The organism is Polynucleobacter sp. AP-Titi-500A-B4 (assembly GCF_018688095.1).
Lineage (GTDB): Bacteria > Pseudomonadota > Gammaproteobacteria > Burkholderiales > Burkholderiaceae > Polynucleobacter.
The window spans coordinates 167,108-183,635 of the sequence record NZ_CP061311.1; the positions used below are offsets into that span (position 1 = coordinate 167,108).

Annotated in this window: 16 protein-coding genes; 9 read left to right on the forward strand and 7 right to left on the reverse strand. The window is 45.9% G+C overall.

Features of this window, described 5'->3' with window-relative positions; genetic code table 11:
* Nucleotides 1-5 precede the first annotated feature (5 nt).
* A complete protein-coding gene (gene lpxC / locus FD968_RS00925; RefSeq protein ID WP_215366777.1) occupies nt 6-920 on the forward strand; it encodes a UDP-3-O-acyl-N-acetylglucosamine deacetylase in 915 nt (304 codons plus the stop codon).
* An 8-nt stretch (nt 921-928) separates the two neighbouring features.
* Here the strand turns inward: lpxC and FD968_RS00930 are convergent, their stop codons facing one another.
* Complete coding sequence (locus tag FD968_RS00930; protein WP_251367587.1) at nt 929-1,462, reverse strand: hypothetical protein; 534 nt, start codon at nt 1,460-1,462, stop codon at nt 929-931.
* 24 nt (nt 1,463-1,486) lie between these two features.
* Between FD968_RS00930 and secA the strand changes: the two genes are divergently transcribed.
* The 8 genes from secA (at nt 1,487) to FD968_RS00970 (ending at nt 11,195) form a co-directional block, all read left to right on the forward strand.
* Complete coding sequence (gene secA / locus FD968_RS00935) at nt 1,487-4,252, forward strand: preprotein translocase subunit SecA (RefSeq protein WP_215366779.1); 2,766 nt, start codon at nt 1,487-1,489, stop codon at nt 4,250-4,252.
* Between the two features lie 167 nt (nt 4,253-4,419).
* Nucleotides 4,420-4,899, forward strand: a complete 480-nt coding sequence (locus tag FD968_RS00940; protein ID WP_215366782.1) for a 4Fe-4S dicluster domain-containing protein — start codon at nt 4,420-4,422, stop codon at nt 4,897-4,899.
* A 17-nt stretch (nt 4,900-4,916) separates the two neighbouring features.
* Nucleotides 4,917-6,764, forward strand: coding sequence for an aldehyde ferredoxin oxidoreductase family protein (locus tag FD968_RS00945; protein ID WP_215366785.1), 1,848 nt, complete (start codon nt 4,917-4,919; stop codon nt 6,762-6,764).
* Nucleotides 6,765-6,773: 9 nt separating this feature from the next.
* Nucleotides 6,774-8,036, forward strand: a complete 1,263-nt coding sequence (locus FD968_RS00950) for an NAD(P)/FAD-dependent oxidoreductase (RefSeq protein ID WP_215366788.1) — start codon at nt 6,774-6,776, stop codon at nt 8,034-8,036.
* Nucleotides 8,037-8,045: 9 nt separating this feature from the next.
* The gene (locus FD968_RS00955) at nt 8,046-8,300 is read left to right on the forward strand and encodes a MoaD/ThiS family protein (RefSeq protein WP_215366792.1); all 255 of its coding nucleotides are present in this window, start codon (nt 8,046-8,048) and stop codon (nt 8,298-8,300) included.
* Between the two features lie 355 nt (nt 8,301-8,655).
* On the forward strand, nt 8,656-9,891 hold the full coding sequence (gene argJ / locus FD968_RS00960) for a bifunctional glutamate N-acetyltransferase/amino-acid acetyltransferase ArgJ (RefSeq protein WP_215366795.1): 1,236 nt from the start codon (nt 8,656-8,658) through the stop codon (nt 9,889-9,891).
* A 14-nt stretch (nt 9,892-9,905) separates the two neighbouring features.
* Complete coding sequence (locus tag FD968_RS00965; RefSeq protein WP_215366798.1) at nt 9,906-10,763, forward strand: ATP-binding protein; 858 nt, start codon at nt 9,906-9,908, stop codon at nt 10,761-10,763.
* 15 nt (nt 10,764-10,778) lie between these two features.
* A complete protein-coding gene (locus FD968_RS00970) occupies nt 10,779-11,195 on the forward strand; it encodes an NUDIX domain-containing protein (RefSeq protein ID WP_215366800.1) in 417 nt (138 codons plus the stop codon).
* On the opposite strand, the gene zapD is transcribed toward FD968_RS00970, so the two are convergent.
* The 6 genes from zapD to FD968_RS01000 are packed head-to-tail and all read right to left on the reverse strand — an operon-like array spanning nt 11,192 to nt 16,502.
* Nucleotides 11,192-11,902, reverse strand: coding sequence for a cell division protein ZapD (gene zapD / locus FD968_RS00975; protein ID WP_251367588.1), 711 nt, complete (start codon nt 11,900-11,902; stop codon nt 11,192-11,194). The two genes, FD968_RS00970 and zapD, sit on opposite strands and share 4 nt — an antisense overlap.
* A gap of 53 nt (nt 11,903-11,955) precedes the next feature.
* The gene (gene coaE / locus FD968_RS00980; protein WP_215366807.1) at nt 11,956-12,642 is read right to left on the reverse strand and encodes a dephospho-CoA kinase; all 687 of its coding nucleotides are present in this window, start codon (nt 12,640-12,642) and stop codon (nt 11,956-11,958) included.
* Nucleotides 12,597-13,097: an A24 family peptidase gene (locus FD968_RS00985; RefSeq protein ID WP_215366811.1), complete on the reverse strand. Its 501-nt coding sequence runs from the start codon at nt 13,095-13,097 to the stop codon at nt 12,597-12,599. The genes coaE and FD968_RS00985 overlap by 46 nt, the downstream gene beginning before the upstream one ends.
* A complete protein-coding gene (locus FD968_RS00990) occupies nt 13,097-14,143 on the reverse strand; it encodes a type II secretion system F family protein (protein ID WP_215367891.1) in 1,047 nt (348 codons plus the stop codon). The genes FD968_RS00985 and FD968_RS00990 overlap by 1 nt, the downstream gene beginning before the upstream one ends.
* The gene (locus FD968_RS00995) at nt 14,140-15,216 is read right to left on the reverse strand and encodes a GspE/PulE family protein (RefSeq protein WP_215366814.1); all 1,077 of its coding nucleotides are present in this window, start codon (nt 15,214-15,216) and stop codon (nt 14,140-14,142) included. The genes FD968_RS00990 and FD968_RS00995 overlap by 4 nt, the downstream gene beginning before the upstream one ends.
* Entirely contained in the window at nt 15,213-16,502 is a 1,290-nt protein-coding gene (locus FD968_RS01000) for an HlyC/CorC family transporter (protein ID WP_215366817.1), read from the reverse strand. Before FD968_RS01000 ends, FD968_RS00995 begins: the two co-directional genes overlap by 4 nt.
* Nucleotides 16,503-16,528 lie beyond the last annotated feature (26 nt).

The window sequence follows — 16,528 nt, forward strand, 5'->3', positions numbered from 1 at the left end:
TCATCATGATGAAGCAAAGAACCATTGCCACTCCGGTGAAAACCGTTGGGATTGGTTTGCACTCTGGTCGGAAGGTGACGATTTCGATTAAACCTGCACCGGTTAATTCAGGGGTTCAGTTTGTGCGTGTCGATACTCCAGAGCAGTCAGTAGTGCCTGCAACTGCCCTGGCTGTATGTGACACACGTCTTGCATCTGTGATTCAAAAAGATGGTGTGCGAGTTTCTACGGTTGAGCATCTACTATCGGCCTGTGCTGGCTTAGGTCTAGACAATCTACTGATTGAACTTGATGGTGAAGAAGTGCCCATCATGGATGGTAGCGCTGCTTCCTTTTTATTTTTGATTGAGTCTGCTGGCATAGTTGAGCAGGAGGCTGCACGTCAATTTGTCGTGATTAAAAAAATAGTTGAGGTGCGCGACAGTGACAAGCTTGCCCGTCTCGAACCCTTCTTTGGATTCAAGTTAGATTTCACAATCGACTTCAAACATCCTGCGGTTGATAAAACAGGACAGCGCTTTGTTGTCGATTTTGCGGAGCATGCTTATCGAAGTGAGATTGGACGTGCTCGTACTTTTGGATTTGCGCACGAAGTGGAGGCTCTCAGAGAGATGGGTCTTGCGCGTGGTGGTAGCTTAGATAACGCGATTGTTTTAGATGAGCATCGTATTTTGAATAACGAAGAACTTCGTTACGAAGATGAGTTTGTGCGCCACAAAATTTTGGATGCGATTGGTGACCTTTACTTAGTGGGCCATCCAATTGTGGGCGCGTATGTAGCTGAAAAATCAGGCCATGCTCTGAATAACGCTTTATTACGTAAGCTCTTGGAAGACCCAAGTTCTTATGAAATTAGTGGCTTTGCTGAAAACAAGGCGCCTGAAGCTTACTCACAAGAAAGTCAGCCACTGTTCTTTTAGGTTTTGAATTACTTTGGCTTGTGTTGCAGTAATCGCTCTACAGTCTTGCGTAGCTCAGAGTCGGGCTCCAACTTCCCTAATAAATCTTCCCAGGACTTTTGAGCAATAGCGTTAAATCCTTGAGGTTTTTCGCGTATTTTGTCGTTTGTACGCGGCTTGACTTCCCACGCTGCAGGCGCAGGCTTCATTTGGACTTTAATGGCACTGCATTGGAGGCCTAGAATATCTAACTCCTTGATTAAGCTAGGTAAATTTTGCTGGAGACGGCTGGCAATACTGGCGCTACTGACTAGTAAAAATAGCTCATTTTGGCCCCCTGAGCGCCACCCAGCCTCAATCTTCGCGCTTAGGTGTTCTAAGCCCAGTTTTGATAGGGCCATACCCAGTGTGGACTTGATTCTGGCTAAATCCTCGGTCTTTGCCAGAATTCCACCAAGACCATTGGATTCGCGCAGGTAATCCAGCCACTCATGGGCTGTGTGCTTGCGGGATGGTTTGGGGGCAAAGTTCATAAAAAATAGGGTTGCGGGTGATAAACTCAAGGACTTAATTTTCTTCAATATCCCATGGTAATCGGTCTTCTTAAAACCCTGGTCGGCAGTCGTAACGACCGCCTCTTAAAACAGTATCGCAAAGTCGTTGCCAAGGTTGGCGCTTTCGAGTCAATCCTGCAATCTTTGGATGATGCTGCGCTTGCCGCTAAAACTGCTGAATTTAAGTCACGTCTTGCTGCTGGCGAGTCTTTGGATGACATTACGCCTGAAGCATTTGCGGTTGTGCGCGAAGCTAGCGTACGCGTCATGAAGATGCGCCACTTCGATGCGCAATTGATGGGTGGACTTGCGCTTCATCAAGGCAAGATTGCTGAGATGGGTACTGGTGAGGGTAAAACTTTAACTGCAACCCTGCCTGTTTATTTGAATGCTTTGACTGGAAAAGGCGTTCACGTTGTTACCGTAAACGATTATTTGGCGCAACGTGATGCTGAATGGATGTCGACACTTTATAACTTCTTAGGCATGAAGGTTGGCGTGAATCTATCGCAGATGGATCACAAGACTAAGCAAGAGGCATACGCGGCCGATATTACTTACGGCACCAATAACGAATTCGGTTTTGACTATTTGCGCGATAACATGGTTCAAGATTTGGATCAGCGCGTACAACGTGGCTTAGCGTATGCCATCGTTGATGAAGTTGACTCCATTTTGATTGATGAAGCACGCACACCATTAATTATTTCTGGCCAGGCAGATGATCACACTGATTTGTATATCAAAATCAATGCGCTGCCAGCACACTTAGAGCGTCAGATTGGCGAAGAAAAAGCCGATGGTACTGGCGTTGAAAAGCCAGGCGACTATTGGGTAGATGAAAAGTCTCAGCAGGTCTATCTAACTGAGCAAGGTCACGATAAAGCTGAGCAGATCTTAGTACAGATTGGCGCCTTAAATGATGGCGATTCACTCTACTCCCCACAAAACATTACCTTGATGCATCACGTGTATGCAGCCCTACGTGCACACACTTTATATAACCGTGATCAGCATTATGTTGTGCAAAATAAAGAAGTCATCATCGTTGACGAATTTACTGGTCGTTTAATGCAGGGTCGTCGTTGGTCTGATGGCTTGCATCAAGCGGTGGAAGCGAAGGAAGGGGTGCCAATTCAGAATGAGAACCAGACTCTAGCGACCATTACCTTCCAGAACTATTTCCGGATGTATGGCAAATTGGCTGGTATGACGGGTACTGCTGATACAGAAGCGTATGAGTTCAAAGAAATTTATAACCTTGAAACTGTGGTCATTCCGCCAAATCGCATTAGCCAAAGAAAAGACAAGCAAGATCAAATTTATAAGTCTTCTCGCGAGCGCTATGACGCTGTAATTAAAGATATTGAAGATTGCTATGAGCGCGGTCAACCAGTATTGGTTGGCACAACCTCAATTGAAAACTCAGAATTAATCTCCGGCATATTAGAGAAACGCAAGTTACCGCATCAAGTCTTGAATGCAAAACAACATGCTCGCGAAGCGGAGATCATTGCGCAAGCAGGTCGACCAAAAATGATCACTATTGCTACCAATATGGCCGGCCGAGGCACAGACATTGTGTTGGGTGGCAACGTTGGTAAGCAGTCTGCATTAATTGAGGCTGATGAGGCGCTTTCGGATTCAGACAAGGCGGCCAAGATTAAGCAACTGCAAGATGAGTGGCAAAGCATTCATGATCAAGTGCTAGCTGCGGGTGGTTTGCATATTATTGGTACCGAGCGTCATGAGAGCCGTCGTATTGACAATCAGTTAAGAGGCCGCTCTGGTCGTCAAGGCGATCCAGGTTCCTCACGCTTCTATCTGTCTTTAGATGATCCATTGCTTCGCATCTTCGCTGGTGATCGCTTGCGAGCTGTTATGGAGCGCTTGAAGATGCCTGACGGTGAGCCAATTGAAGCGGGCATGGTCACGCGTTCTATTGAGTCCGCCCAGCGTAAGGTCGAAGGTCGAAACTTTGATATTCGTAAGCAGTTACTTGAGTACGACGACGTTGCAAATGACCAGCGTAAAGAAACTTATCGCCTCAGAAATGAAGTGCTTGAGAGTAAAGATATTGGTGAGCTAATCGCCAACTTGCGTGAAGATGTATTGCGTTCTGTTTGTTCCTTCTACGTTCCATTGGAGTCCATGGAAGAGCAGTGGGACTTAAGCGGGCTGGAGAATGTACTGGCGAATGACTGGGGCTTAACCGTTGATTTGCAGAAATGGGTCGAGGGCTCCGAAAGTGTTGATGATGCAGAGATTGTTGACCGCATATTAGCAGCAGCCAAAGAGGCTTATGAAGCCAAGGTTGAGTTATCAGGCCGTGAATCTTTTGCTGGTTTTGAGCGTTCTGTACTTCTCTATAGTGTCGATACCCATTGGCGTGAGCACTTAGCTGCTTTGGATCACCTGCGTCAAGGTATTCATTTGCGTGGCTACGCCCAAAAAGATCCAAAACAAGAATATCGTCGTGAAGCATTTGAGTTGTATGGCGAACTCTTGAACGTTATCAAGAATGATGTTGTTAAGAGCATCATGACGGTGCAGATTCGTAGCGCAAGTGAGTTGGATCAAGCATCAGAATCCATGAATGAAGACTTAGCTAAATTGAAAGATCTTCAGTATCAACATGCCGATGCTGACATGGAGGTTGCAGGTTCTACCGGTGATCGCGGCGCACTAATTGATATTCAACCGGCACCGGTTCGTACTGGACCTAAGATTGGTCGTAACGATCCTTGCTCATGTGGCAGTGGCAAAAAGTATAAAAATTGCTGCGGTGCATTGACTTAAGATCTCTCATTGTCGCAAGTGAAATCAAGGGAGCTTAGGCTCCCATTTCATTTTCTGAAATACCAATTTTCTTTTTAGGGCTTTCCCTAGCTAGCTAGACCGTAGAATTTGGCTGAGTATGAGCGCTTATATGCAAAAAATTGCATTTATACGCAAAAGGAATCGGCATGCAAAAGTCCCTGCACATCAACGCAGATAAATGTACCGGCTGTCTTCAGTGTGAAATGGCCTGTAGTTTTGAGCACTATGGCGTATTCAATACCTCTAAATCACGTATTAAGGTATTTGAATTTCACCTTACTGGTAAAAAAGTTCCATACACCTGCACTCAATGTTCTGAGGCTTGGTGTTTACAAGCCTGTCCTGTTGATGCTATTCGAGTGGATCTAGTAACTGGTGCTAAGGTAGTTTCTGAGGATACCTGTGTTGGCTGCAAGGTATGCACAATCTCCTGTCCTTTTGGCACGATCAACTATGTTCAAGACACTGGAAAAGTGCAGAAGTGCGATTTATGTGGGGGAGACCCAGCATGTGCAACAGCTTGTCCAACTCAGGCCATTACCTATGTAGATTCTGATTGGACCGGTTTAGACAAAATGCGTGAATGGGCCGACAAGCTAGGCAATCAAGCCGCTTCAAATAAATAAAGCATAGGAAAAATATCATGTCATGGGCTGGAAAACTTCTCCGCGTTAATTTAAGTAAGGGCACTTGCCAATCTGAACCACTCAATATGAAGTGGGCTAAAGACTATTTAGGCTCGCGTGGCCTGGCTTCTAAATATCTAGTTGAAGAGTTGGATCCAAAAACAGATCCACTCTCGGCCGATAACAAAATTATTTGGGCTACTGGACCATTAACAGGAACCATGGCATCTACCGGGGGTCGCTACACCGTAGTTACTAAAGGCCCCCTAACGGGTGCTATTGCTTGCTCAAACTCTGGTGGTTATTGGGGTGCAGAGCTCAAGATGGCAGGATGGGATATGGTGATCTTTGAAGGTAAATCACCTAAGCCGGTATACCTGTTTATCGAGAATGACAACGCTCAGTTGATCGATGCTTCAGATCTTTGGGGTAAGACTGTTTGGGAAACTGAGCCTGCCATTAAGACCAAGCATCAAGATCCACAAATTCGAGTGTCTTGCATTGGACGTGCTGGTGAAAATCAAGTGCTTTACGCTGCTGTTGTAAATGACTTGCATCGTGCTGCTGGCCGCTCTGGCGTGGGTGCCGTGATGGGCAGCAAGAATCTTAAAGCGATTGCCGTAAGAGGCACTAAAGGCGTTGGCAATCTCAAGGATCCAAAGGGCTTTATGGCTGCAACTGTTGCAGCAAAAGCGGTGCTAGCTGGCAATGCTGTGACAGGCCAAGGCTTACCGACCTATGGCACCCAGGTATTGATGAATGTGATTAATGAAGTTGGTGGTTTGCCTACGCATAACCATCAACATGTTCAGTTTGATGGTGCGAAAGATATTTCTGCTGAAGCTATGGCTACTCCACGCGCCTCCGATGGCAAGGCACACTTAGTTACTAATCAAGCTTGCTTTGGTTGCACGATTGCCTGTGGTCGAATTTCTAAGATTGATGAAACTCACTTTACAGTAGAGAATAAGCCTCAATACTTTGGTGCGAGTGGTGGCTTAGAGTATGAGGCTGCCTGGGCATTGGGTGCAGCGAACGGGGTAAATGATCTCGAAGCATTGCAGTATGCCAATATGCTTTGCAATGAAGATGGTTTTGATCCTATCTCGTTCGGGGCAACTGTTGGTGCGGTCATGGAGCTCTATGAAATGGGAGTTTTGACAAAAGAGCAGCTGGGAATTGAGGCACCATTTGGATCTGCAAAAGCACTTAGTTATTTTGCTGAAATCACAGCCAATGGCACTGGCTTTGGTAAGGAACTTGGTCAAGGCTCCGCACGCCTTACGAAAAAATATGGTCATCCAGATTTGTCGATGAGTGTAAAGGGGCAAGAATTCCCTGCCTATGATGGTCGCGTCATTCAGGGAATTGGCTTGGCTTATGCTACTTCGAATCGCGGCGCCTGCCATTTGCGCGGTTACACAATTGCATCTGAAGTATTGGGAATACCAGTTAAAACAGAGCCTGCAGATACTCAAGGTAAGCCAGAACTCGTGAAGGCCTTCCAAGATGCAACCGCTGCTTTTGATGCAGCAGGAATTTGTATCTTTACCAGCTTTGCCTGGACGCTCGCTGATGTGGCGCCGCAACTGCAAGCTGCTTGCGGGGATGAATTCACAGTCGAAAATTTAACGACTATCGGAGAGCGTATCTGGAATATGGAGCGTGACTTCAATAACCGTGCAGGCTTTACCAATAAAGACGATAAATTACCCAAACGCTTGATGACTGAAGCTGCGAAAACTGGTCCTGGTAAAGGTACGGTGAGTGGATTAGATAAAATGTTGCCTGAGTACTACAAGATTCGTGGTTGGGATCCAGAGGGTCGTCCAAGCGCAGAAACTTTGAAACGCTTAGGCCTCTAAGTTCACCTTATGAAGCACGTCATATTGGGCAATGGGCCTGCGGGAGTAATTGCTGCCGAAACAATTCGTCAGCGCGCTCCGCAAGATGAGATTGTCATGATTGGTTCTGAGAATGCACCACCGTATTCTCGGATGGCCATTCCCTATTTGCTCATGGGTAATATTGACGAGTCTGGCACCTACTTGCGAAAAGAGTCAAATCATTTTGAAAGATTAAAGATTGAACAAGTTCGTGGCAATGCGATCTCTATTGATGCTAAAGCGAAAAAGCTATTTCTAGAAGGGCAAGAAGGTAAGCCAATTACCTTTGACAGGCTTTTGATTGCAACAGGCTCGGTTCCTATTCAGCCACCCATTTCAGGAATTCATTTGCCAGGTGTTCATCCCTGCTGGACTTTGGAGGATGCACGTTCTATTGCGAAGTTGGTAAAACCCGGATCTCGGGTTTTACAAATGGGCGCAGGTTTTATCGGCTGCATTATTTTGGAGGCTCTAGCTAGTCAAAAAGTCGAGCTTACGGTCGTGGAGATGGGTGATCGTATGGTTCCTCGCATGATGACTGCGGCTGCCGGTGGCATGATTAAGCAATGGGTTCAAGACAAAGGTGTACAGGTCTATACCGATACTAAGGTTCAAGAAATTACCAAGTCAGGCTCTGGCTTGAGCGTGAAGTTATCCAATGGAAAATCGATTGAGGTTGACTTAGTGATTTCTGCAACTGGGGTTCGTCCTAATGTTGACTATTTGAAGTCCTCAGGACTTGAGATAGGGAAAGGTATTTTTGTTAATGAACAGATGCAAACTTCAGTAGCTGATGTGTATGCTGCTGGTGATGTAACCGAGAGCATTGATTTTTCTACTGGCGCACGGATTGTGAATGCAATCCAGCCTAATGCGGCCGAGCAAGCCAGAATTGCCGCCATCAATATGACAGGTGGTGAGGTCCAAAGCTTAGGTGCTCTGCAAATTAACGTGCTAGATACCCTGGGATTAATCTCCTCTTCCTTTGGCTTATGGTCTGGAGCCCCTGGAGGAGATCATGTAGAGATGATTGACGTAGTAGGACACAAGTATCTTCGTCTTGAGTTTCTGGGGGATGTATTGGTCGGCGCAACCTGTGTGGGGACAACGGAGCATATTGGTGTATTACGGGGATTAATTCAGGGCAAAGTAGCTTTAGGTGAATGGAAAACAGTATTAATGGAAGAGCCCGCCAAAGCAATGGAGGCATATTTAGCCAAAGGCCAAGCACAATCGACTTGGATGAATTAAGCTTTAGGCATGCAAGTTACCCTAAAGCTGTTTGCCAGTTTGGCAAGCTATTTACCTCCGAACAAAAAGAATGGAATAGAGGCTGACATCGAGGTTGTCGCTGGTAGTACGATCGGCGACATGATTAAGCTCTATAACATTCCCAGTAAATCTGCTCATCTTGTGATGGTTAATGGCGTTTATGTTAAACCTGATCAACGCGACCAATACGTTCTGAAAGATAAGGATGCGCTAGCAATTTGCCCACCAGTTGCAGGTGGCTGAAGATTCATTCTTGCTTTCTATGCATCAATTCAAAAGAGAGATGGGTTGTTCTAAAGAGGATTTGGTGCGCTGGATGCCCCAAGCATTGGGTGACCTCTATTCAGTGGCAACTGTAGTATTAGATGGGCAGGCCTTGCTTCAAACAGAAAACCCCCTCGTGGAAATTTCAGGATTTAGCCGTCCTAGCCGAAAGATAGCCTTACTTCATATTCCCGTCCTCGAACTAAACCTAGTCTTTTCTGAAAGTCTCGGCTCTATAAAGACTGAAGAGGCTTTAAATCGATTTGATCTTTATACTCGTAGGGGTGGAGGTTAGGCCTCCAGCCTTATTTACCCACCTTGATAGAGTTTTCTTATGGCCGTTAATTTATCCCTCCCCCAAAAAGCTGATCTCAGGCCAGTAAAAGGTTTTGAGATGGGCATCGCCGAAGCTGGAATTAAGAAAGCGAATCGCAAAGATTTATTAGTGATGACTCTTGCTCCCGGTTCTCAGGTTGCCGGTGTTTTTACCTTAAATCGTTTTTGCGCTGCTCCAGTACAAGTCTGCCGTGAGCATTTGGCGCAAGACGGTCGTAATGGGGAAATCCGAGCCTTAGTGGTGAACACTGGTAACGCAAATGCCGGCACAGGTGAGCAGGGTATGAAGCATGCATTAGAAACTTGCGCTGCTTTGGCTAAGGATCTCAAGATCAATCCAGAACAGATCTTGCCATTTTCTACGGGCGTGATTCTTGAGCCTTTGCCGATTCAGAAAATCATTAGCGCCTTGCCAAAGGCTGTTGCTAATTTAGGTGCGGATAACTGGTTTGATGCTGCCGAAGCAATTATGACGACAGATACTCAGCCTAAGGCGAGTTCTGTGACAATCCAAACGCCAGCAGGTCAGGTTGTATTGACCGGTATCTGCAAGGGTGCAGGAATGATTCACCCTAATATGGCAACCATGTTGGGCTTTATTGCCACAGATGCTGGTTTTGCTCCTGGTTTATTGGGCAGCCTCACTCGCGAGATCGCCGATCTTTCATTTAATGCGATCACCATTGATGGCGATACTTCGACTAATGATTCCTTCATCATTATGGCAACCGGTCAATCATCGGTGCAAATTAAGTCGATCAGTGATCCAAGTTACGCCATTGTTCGTGATGCCTTAATTGCGCTAGCCAGAAATTTGGCGCAAATGATTGTGCGCGATGGCGAAGGCGCTACCAAGTTTATGACCATTGAAGTGGTCGGCGGAAAGAATGCTGAAGAATGTCGCTTAGTAGCAAAGGCCGTAGCCCATTCACCACTGGTAAAGACAGCTTTCTTTGCCAGTGACCCCAATTTAGGCCGTATCCTTGCTGCTATTGGTTATGCAGGTATTAAAGATTTAGATGTGAATCACGTTCAAATGTGGCTCGGAGATGTTTGGGTTGCTAAAGATGGCGGACGCAACCCTAGCTACCAAGAGGCTGATGGCCAAAGGGTCATGCAAGCTTCAGAAATCACGGTCAAGATTGATCTAGGACGTGGATCTGCCAATCAAACGATGTGGACCTGCGATCTATCGCATGACTATGTTTCGATCAATGCAGACTATCGCTCTTAAAAGATATCCATCCTATGAATGAAAAATTAGACCGTCTTTTAGACCATCTTGAAACTTTTTTACCAAAGCCGTTAACCGATGAGCAGTGGAAGTCGTCTACTGCGTTTAGGTGGCGCCGCAGAGATAGTATCTTTGGCAGCATTGGATTTTTACAACCAGTCAAATACGTCTCAGATATCACCTTTGAGGATTTGAAAAACATTGACCGTCAAAGAGATGCAATTCGGGACAATACCAAAAATTTCATTCAGAAAAAGCCGGCTAATAATATTCTGCTGACTGGCGCGAGGGGAACAGGTAAGTCCTCCCTGATTAAGGCTAGCTTGCATGAATTTGCTAGCCAGGGTCTTCGTTTAGTTGAGGTAGAGAAGGACTATCTGGCCGATTTAGCTGACATCACTGAACTATTGGCAGATCGCCCTGAGCGATTTATCGTTTTCTGTGATGACCTCTCCTTTGAAGACGGCGAGTCTGGCTATAAGGCGATGAAATCAGCTCTTGATGGCTCAGTCTCGGCTCAAGTCGACAATATTTTGATCTATGCCACATCCAATCGTCGTCATCTATTACCGGAGTACATGAAAGACAACGAGGGTTACGTGCACAGCGATGATGGCGAGATTCATCCTGGAGAGGTGGTGGAGGAAAAAATTTCTTTATCAGAGCGATTTGGTTTGTGGCTCTCGTTTTACCCGCCCAAGCAAGATGAATATTTAGCGATTGTGGCGCATTGGCTACAGCACTTTGGTTTGACTCCTGCGCAAATCGAAGCTGCTCGTTCTGAAGCCCTAGTCTGGGCATTGGAGCGTGGCTCTCGCTCAGGTCGTGTCGCATGGCAATTCGCAAAACATTGGGCCGGATCACATGCCTAGGATGGGTTGATTCTCGTGAGCGAAGTCAATCGACCGGTTACTGAAGTAGCCGCAGGAATCTTGCTAGATCAATCCGGACGCTATCTCTTGGGGCAAAGACCTGAAGGTAAGCCGTATGCCGGTTACTGGGAGGTTCCTGGCGGCAAGATTGAAAAAGGTGAATCTGTTTTTCAGGCATTAAAACGTGAACTGCAGGAAGAGCTTGGCATCGATATTCAATCGAGTGAAGAGTTAACCATCCTAGAGCACGACTACCCACATGCTTATGTTCGACTTCATGTGAGCATTATCCGAGAGTGGACGGGCACCCCAAAAGGATGTGAAGGACAGGCTTTATCTTGGGAATTACTGGGTGCAGAAAAGCCTAGTGTGGAGCCGCTACTACCAGCCGCTTGGCCAATGCTGGAAAGGCTGAAGACCCTTTTAGCTTAGAACTGGCAGAGTGTCAGTTTGAAGGGTACATCCTTGTTGGCGGGCTGCGCTTTTTTATCACGATCGCATTGCATAAAGCGTACCGATAATAAATATTTATTAGCGCTAATTTCGGAGAATAGTGTGTCGTCTTCTACGGCAATGCGCATCAACTGATAGACCTTGCCAGAAGGGGCTTGTTGAAATGATCCGCTGTGCGCCACAACATCTTTTGCCTCACCTGACTGACGTAACAAGCGTAAAAATAATTGGCAAGCATCTTGCCATGGCAATAGTGGTCGAATGAAGTTGTCTAATAATGTGCGTCGCTCAGTTGACGGACTATTTTTCCATGCATGGTAACTTGGTAAATCGATCGGGCTTGTGCCGCCTGGAATATTTAAGCGAGTGCGTATGCCATTCAGCCATTCGCTCTCTGAAATTACTAGATTTGGTCGGCCTGCTGATTGATTAATTTTAGATGCAACAGCATCAATTTCAGAAAGGGTTTGAGAAAGTGCTTCTTGATCTACTTTTTGCGAAGACTTGAGCCCATTGAGTGCATATTTCTGGCGCTCAAATTCTTTTAAGAGTAGTGACTTGATGTCACCACGTGCACCAATGTCGCCAAGATCGAACAACATGGAGATAGCGTTGTGATGTAGTTCGGGGTCATCTGAGCGAAGGAAATGATTAAAGCGGGCGAACAAATACTCCAGTCGAAGCATGCTTCGAACTAATTCGTTAAAGGGGTATTCGTAGACAATCACAAGCCCATATTCTATGACGAACTGAGCTGATCTTTCTTAATCTGTAATATTTTTTGGTGCAGCCGGTTTACTTCAGTATCTAATTCTTCGAAGCTGCCTTGATTCTCAATAACAATATCTGCGCGAGCGAGACGATCTTTTCTGGAGGTCTGAGCCTTCAGAATTCTCTCAACCTCTGGACGCGGTAAATTGCTGCGCTGCATCACCCTGGTAATTTGGACCTCTTCGGGGCAGTCGACGACTACGAGGTAGTCAATTAGCCCTTGCCAAGAGCCTGATTCAATAAGGAGGGGCACAACAAATACTAAGTAGGGCACTCCCTTGGCGATTAATACCTCAGCTTGCTTGATGGTTTCTTGTCGAATTAGGGGATGGGTGATGGCTTCTAAAGTTTTCCTAGCCTCAGGCTTCGCAAATACTAGGGCGCGCATTTTGTCCCTATCTAAGGCTCCATTGGCATCTAGATAGTTAGCACCAAATTGCTGCTCTATAGCTGGAATCGCTATTCCTTTTGGGGCGGTGATCTGATGGGCTATGACGTCAGTGTCTACAATTCCAGCGCCTAGCTTTCCTAGCAAGTCACTGACGGCAGTTTTGCCTGAGCCGATTCCTCCAGTTAAGCCTATGAGGGGCGCGCGACCCTTCAGCCAGCTTAAATCGGATTGTTCAGAAACCAGGTTTGCAGAATTCGAGGCCATAACAACTCAATGATGCCAGCAAAGGCGAGAAATGGTCCAAAAGGAAAGGCTGAATAAATCGATTGCTTTTGAAAGCGCAACCAAATGACGCCTCCAAGTAGGCCGCCAATGGATGCTAGCAATAGAATTTCTGGTAATGCACTTGCGCCTAGCCATGCTCCAAGGGCGGAAAAAAGCTTTGCATCCCCCATACCAATTCCGTTTTGTTTTTTAGCTAGGCGATAAAGAAAATTCAGGCCCCATAAAAAGATATACCCAAGAATGGCGCCAATCAGTGAATTTGAAAAATTGGTAAACCCCCAATTGGTAAAGTAGTTAAAGACAAGGCCAAATGCAATCATTGGGAAAGTGATTACATTTGGAAGTCGAAAAGTTCGAAGATCAATATAAGCCAAGTACACCAATATCAGTATCAGTAAGCTGCGCACTAGATCGATAGACAAGAAAGAGCTCATTAAACAATCTGTCCTAAGTTAAAGATTGGCAGATACAAGATGATGACCAGACCCCCAATAATGACCCCAACCGTCATAATAAGTAAAGGCTCTAAGGTTTGAGCAAGATTATTAAGGTGATTACTCAATTGAGAGCCGAGGGCATTCGCTCTTTTATCAAGCATCCGTGCAAGGGCGCCACTCTCTGCTCCAATGTGCAGTAATTGCAAGGTTTCAGGATCAAAAAAGAAGTGTTTTGGGTCAGCCTTTTTCAATGCTTCCCCTAAAGGCCATCCGCGGGTTAAGTGTTTAAAAACTTCTGCACTGAGGTCATGGCTTAACCAATGGTTGGAGGACTGCGCTGTAACACGTAAAGCATCAGGAAGCGGTAAACCTGATCCCAGGAGATGGCCAAGTGTGCGACACCAATAAGTTAGTGTCGCTAAGCGAAATAGCTTACCAAGCAATGGCGCTTGAAAACCCAATCGATCACATTGCTTTTGCAGCCAAGTAGATTTAACCCAAGTGATCGAAAAAATCAGGATGCTCAAGCATATGCATGCGCCGATTTCTAAAAAGAAGTGATTGATGATGGTGGAGATTTGAATGAGTGCTTTAGTCGGTGGCGGCAGCTCTGCTTGAAAGTGGCCAAAGACATCTTTAAATACTGGCACCACCCAAATCATCATCACAATCACAAGGAAAAATGAGCTGCACAAGGTGATCATGGGATAGCTCAGCGCTTGTTGTACCTTAAGTCTTAATTCAAGTTGTGCTTCGAGTTGCTGGCAAATCGTTTTGAGCGCCAGCTCAATGTCCCCGGTGCGTTCACTCACACGAATCAGGTTAATCCATTCCATGGAGAATAGATTGCCTTGACCAATCAGGCTTTGAGAAAAGCTATTCCCCTTTCTTAGGTGGGCTTGTACATCTTGCAACCAAGGCTGCCAGTTCTTTGGTGCGGATGATTGGATCAGTTCAATGGCATTTAATAATGCTAAGCCTGCATTGAGCAAGGTCAGTAATTGTTGGGCAAATGCCAATTGAGATTGTTTGCTCAGTATCACGTGCAAACCTCCGCTTTCAGTGTTGCGGCATCAATCCAACCTTCTTGAATATGTTGTGCTCCAGCTTCAGCCATGCTGATGAACTGTAGGGATTCATCAAAAAGATGCCGACTACTTAAAACCTCATGGACTCCGATGCGTCCAAAATATCCATTGCCTTTGCACTCCAGACAAAGAGTGGGTGCGCTGTCGACCCTTGAATTCTTACATTGCCCACATAGTTTTCGAACCAAGCGCTGCGAACTGATGCTCCGTAAGCAAGATTCCAGCGATTCTTGATCAACCCCTAAACTTTTTAACCTGGCTAGCGCACTCCTGGCATCTCGCGTATGCAAAGTGCTTAGGACTAGATGGCCTGTTTGCGCAGCTTGAATGGCAAGTGCTGCTGTAGGGCTGTCTCGAATTTCCCCAATCATGATGACATCCGGATCTTGTCTGAGCAGGGCTTTGATGATCGTTGAAAAATCGAGTCCTGCGCGCGGGTGGTATGCGACTTGATTTACGCCAGGTAGGCGAATTTCAATAGGGTCTTCAATTGAGCAAAGATTGCGGTGAGATTGATTGAGGTTATGAAGGCAGCTGTACAGCGTGCGCGTTTTACCGCTACCTGTTGGCCCCGTAACTAGAATTAAGCCATTAGGCTTTGCAATTGCTACTCGCAAAATGTCGAGTTGTTCTGGTAATAAGCCAATGTGATCAAGAGATAGTTCTTCAAGTCGGTTAGGCAAGATTCGGATCACTGCCTTCTCCCCATACAGCGTTGGGAGTATGGAAACGCGACAATCAATATTTGGTTTTGAGAAATCTAAACCAACACACAGGCGACCATCTTGAGGGATGCGTTTTTCTGCAATATCTAAACGAGCCAATACCTTGATACGTGTAATCAGGCGCTCATGAAGATCGGCGGCATGTTGTGAGTGGTTTTGCAACAAGCCGTCAACCCGAATACGAACTAAAGTCCCTAGAGCATTGGCCTCAATATGAATGTCGCTAGCCCTGGCATGAAGCGCATCCGCTGCGATTTCATACCAAGTGCGAATAATGAGTGAGTCATCATTTGAAATACTCAATCTTGATCTTGGTTGAGAGTGGGTCGATAGAGTTTGACGGTCCTCACACCTTGGTCATCAAACTGTACGATTTCCATTACGATGCCTGCAATTCTGACGCTAACATCATGATCGGGAATGGCCTCGAGTTTTTCTAAAATTAGTCCGTTTAGGGTACGCGGCCCATCAAGCGGCAGGTTTAAGTTTAGTAAGCGATTAAGGTCTCGCAAGGATGCGCTACCACTTGCTAGATAGGTACCATCTGAGAGCCAACGGGGATCGGTTGATAGATTTGAGAAAGAAGTTGTAAATTCCCCGATGAGTTCTTCCACAATATCTTCAAAGGTGACAAGCCCAAGAACCTCGCCATACTCATTGACGACTAAGCTTAGACGTTGTTGGTTGTCTTGAAAGAATTGCATCTGTTGCAATACTGGTGTGCCACTAGGAATGAAGTAGGGTTCATTTACTAGGGATCTGAAGTCCTCATGTTTGAGATCGGAGTCGCCCAATAAAGATAGTGCTTTTTTCACAGACAAGATCCCGACAATACGTTCGGAGTCGCCGTCGCAGACGGGTAACTTGTTGTGATAACAAGTCTCTAATTGCTGGACAACCTCGTCAATTGGTCTCGAAAGATCCAAGATCTCTATTTTTGAACGAGGTGTCATCACATCATCCACCGTGATGTTTTCTAGGTTAAACAGATTGAGCAAAATATTGCGATGGTGAGTAGAAACAAAGCGATTTGACTCCAAAACTAAGCTGCGTAACTCTTCTTTACTCATCGTTCTGCTATCGGAGGAAGATTGCAAACCAGAAACCTTCATCAAACCAGAAACAAAATTATTAATCAACCAAAGCAGGGGTTTTAATAAAAAAGTCAGCGGCAGAATGAACCAGCCAACATTAGAAGCAATTTTTTCGGGAAAAGCGGCACCGATGACTTTTGGTGTGATCTCACTAAAAATAATAATGAGCAAAGCAACTACCAGTGTGGCAATCGAAAGAACCAGGCCGCTTTCACCAAATAAATGTAGTGCGATACCAGTCACCAAAATGGGGAGAATGGTATTGATCAGGTTATTGGAGATCAATAGCACCGATAGGAGCGAGTCAATTCGTTTAAGCAGTCTTTCTGCTAGGGCAGCACCAGCATTCCCACTGTTTGCCATGGCGCGCAGACGATGACGGTTCGATGACAGCATGCTGGTCTCGGCCATTGAGAAAAAGCCAGAGAGCGCAAGCAGAAATAGGACTAAAGCAGCCTGGCTATATAGGGGCCAATCGTCAAAAAAGTTGTCCATCGGGTTGCCTGGAGATATTAGGATGA

Bases quoted from the DNA above. Each gene is read 5' to 3' on its own strand.
- lpxC (WP_215366777.1), top strand. From the start codon at position 6: ATGATGAAGCAAAGAACCATTGCCACTCCGGTGAAAACCGTTGGGATT.
- secA (WP_215366779.1), top strand. From the start codon at position 1,487: ATGGTAATCGGTCTTCTTAAAACCCTGGTCGGCAGTCGTAACGACCGC.
- FD968_RS00940 (WP_215366782.1), top strand. From the start codon at position 4,420: ATGCAAAAGTCCCTGCACATCAACGCAGATAAATGTACCGGCTGTCTT.
- FD968_RS00945 (WP_215366785.1), top strand. From the start codon at position 4,917: ATGTCATGGGCTGGAAAACTTCTCCGCGTTAATTTAAGTAAGGGCACT.
- FD968_RS00950 (WP_215366788.1), top strand. From the start codon at position 6,774: ATGAAGCACGTCATATTGGGCAATGGGCCTGCGGGAGTAATTGCTGCC.
- FD968_RS00955 (WP_215366792.1), top strand. From the start codon at position 8,046: ATGCAAGTTACCCTAAAGCTGTTTGCCAGTTTGGCAAGCTATTTACCT.
- argJ (WP_215366795.1), top strand. From the start codon at position 8,656: ATGGCCGTTAATTTATCCCTCCCCCAAAAAGCTGATCTCAGGCCAGTA.
- FD968_RS00965 (WP_215366798.1), top strand. From the start codon at position 9,906: ATGAATGAAAAATTAGACCGTCTTTTAGACCATCTTGAAACTTTTTTA.
- zapD (WP_251367588.1), bottom strand. From the start codon at position 11,902: ATGCTTCGACTGGAGTATTTGTTCGCCCGCTTTAATCATTTCCTTCGC.
- coaE (WP_215366807.1), bottom strand. From the start codon at position 12,642: ATGGCCTCGAATTCTGCAAACCTGGTTTCTGAACAATCCGATTTAAGC.
- FD968_RS00985 (WP_215366811.1), bottom strand. From the start codon at position 13,097: ATGAGCTCTTTCTTGTCTATCGATCTAGTGCGCAGCTTACTGATACTG.
- FD968_RS01000 (WP_215366817.1), bottom strand. From the start codon at position 16,502: ATGGACAACTTTTTTGACGATTGGCCCCTATATAGCCAGGCTGCTTTA.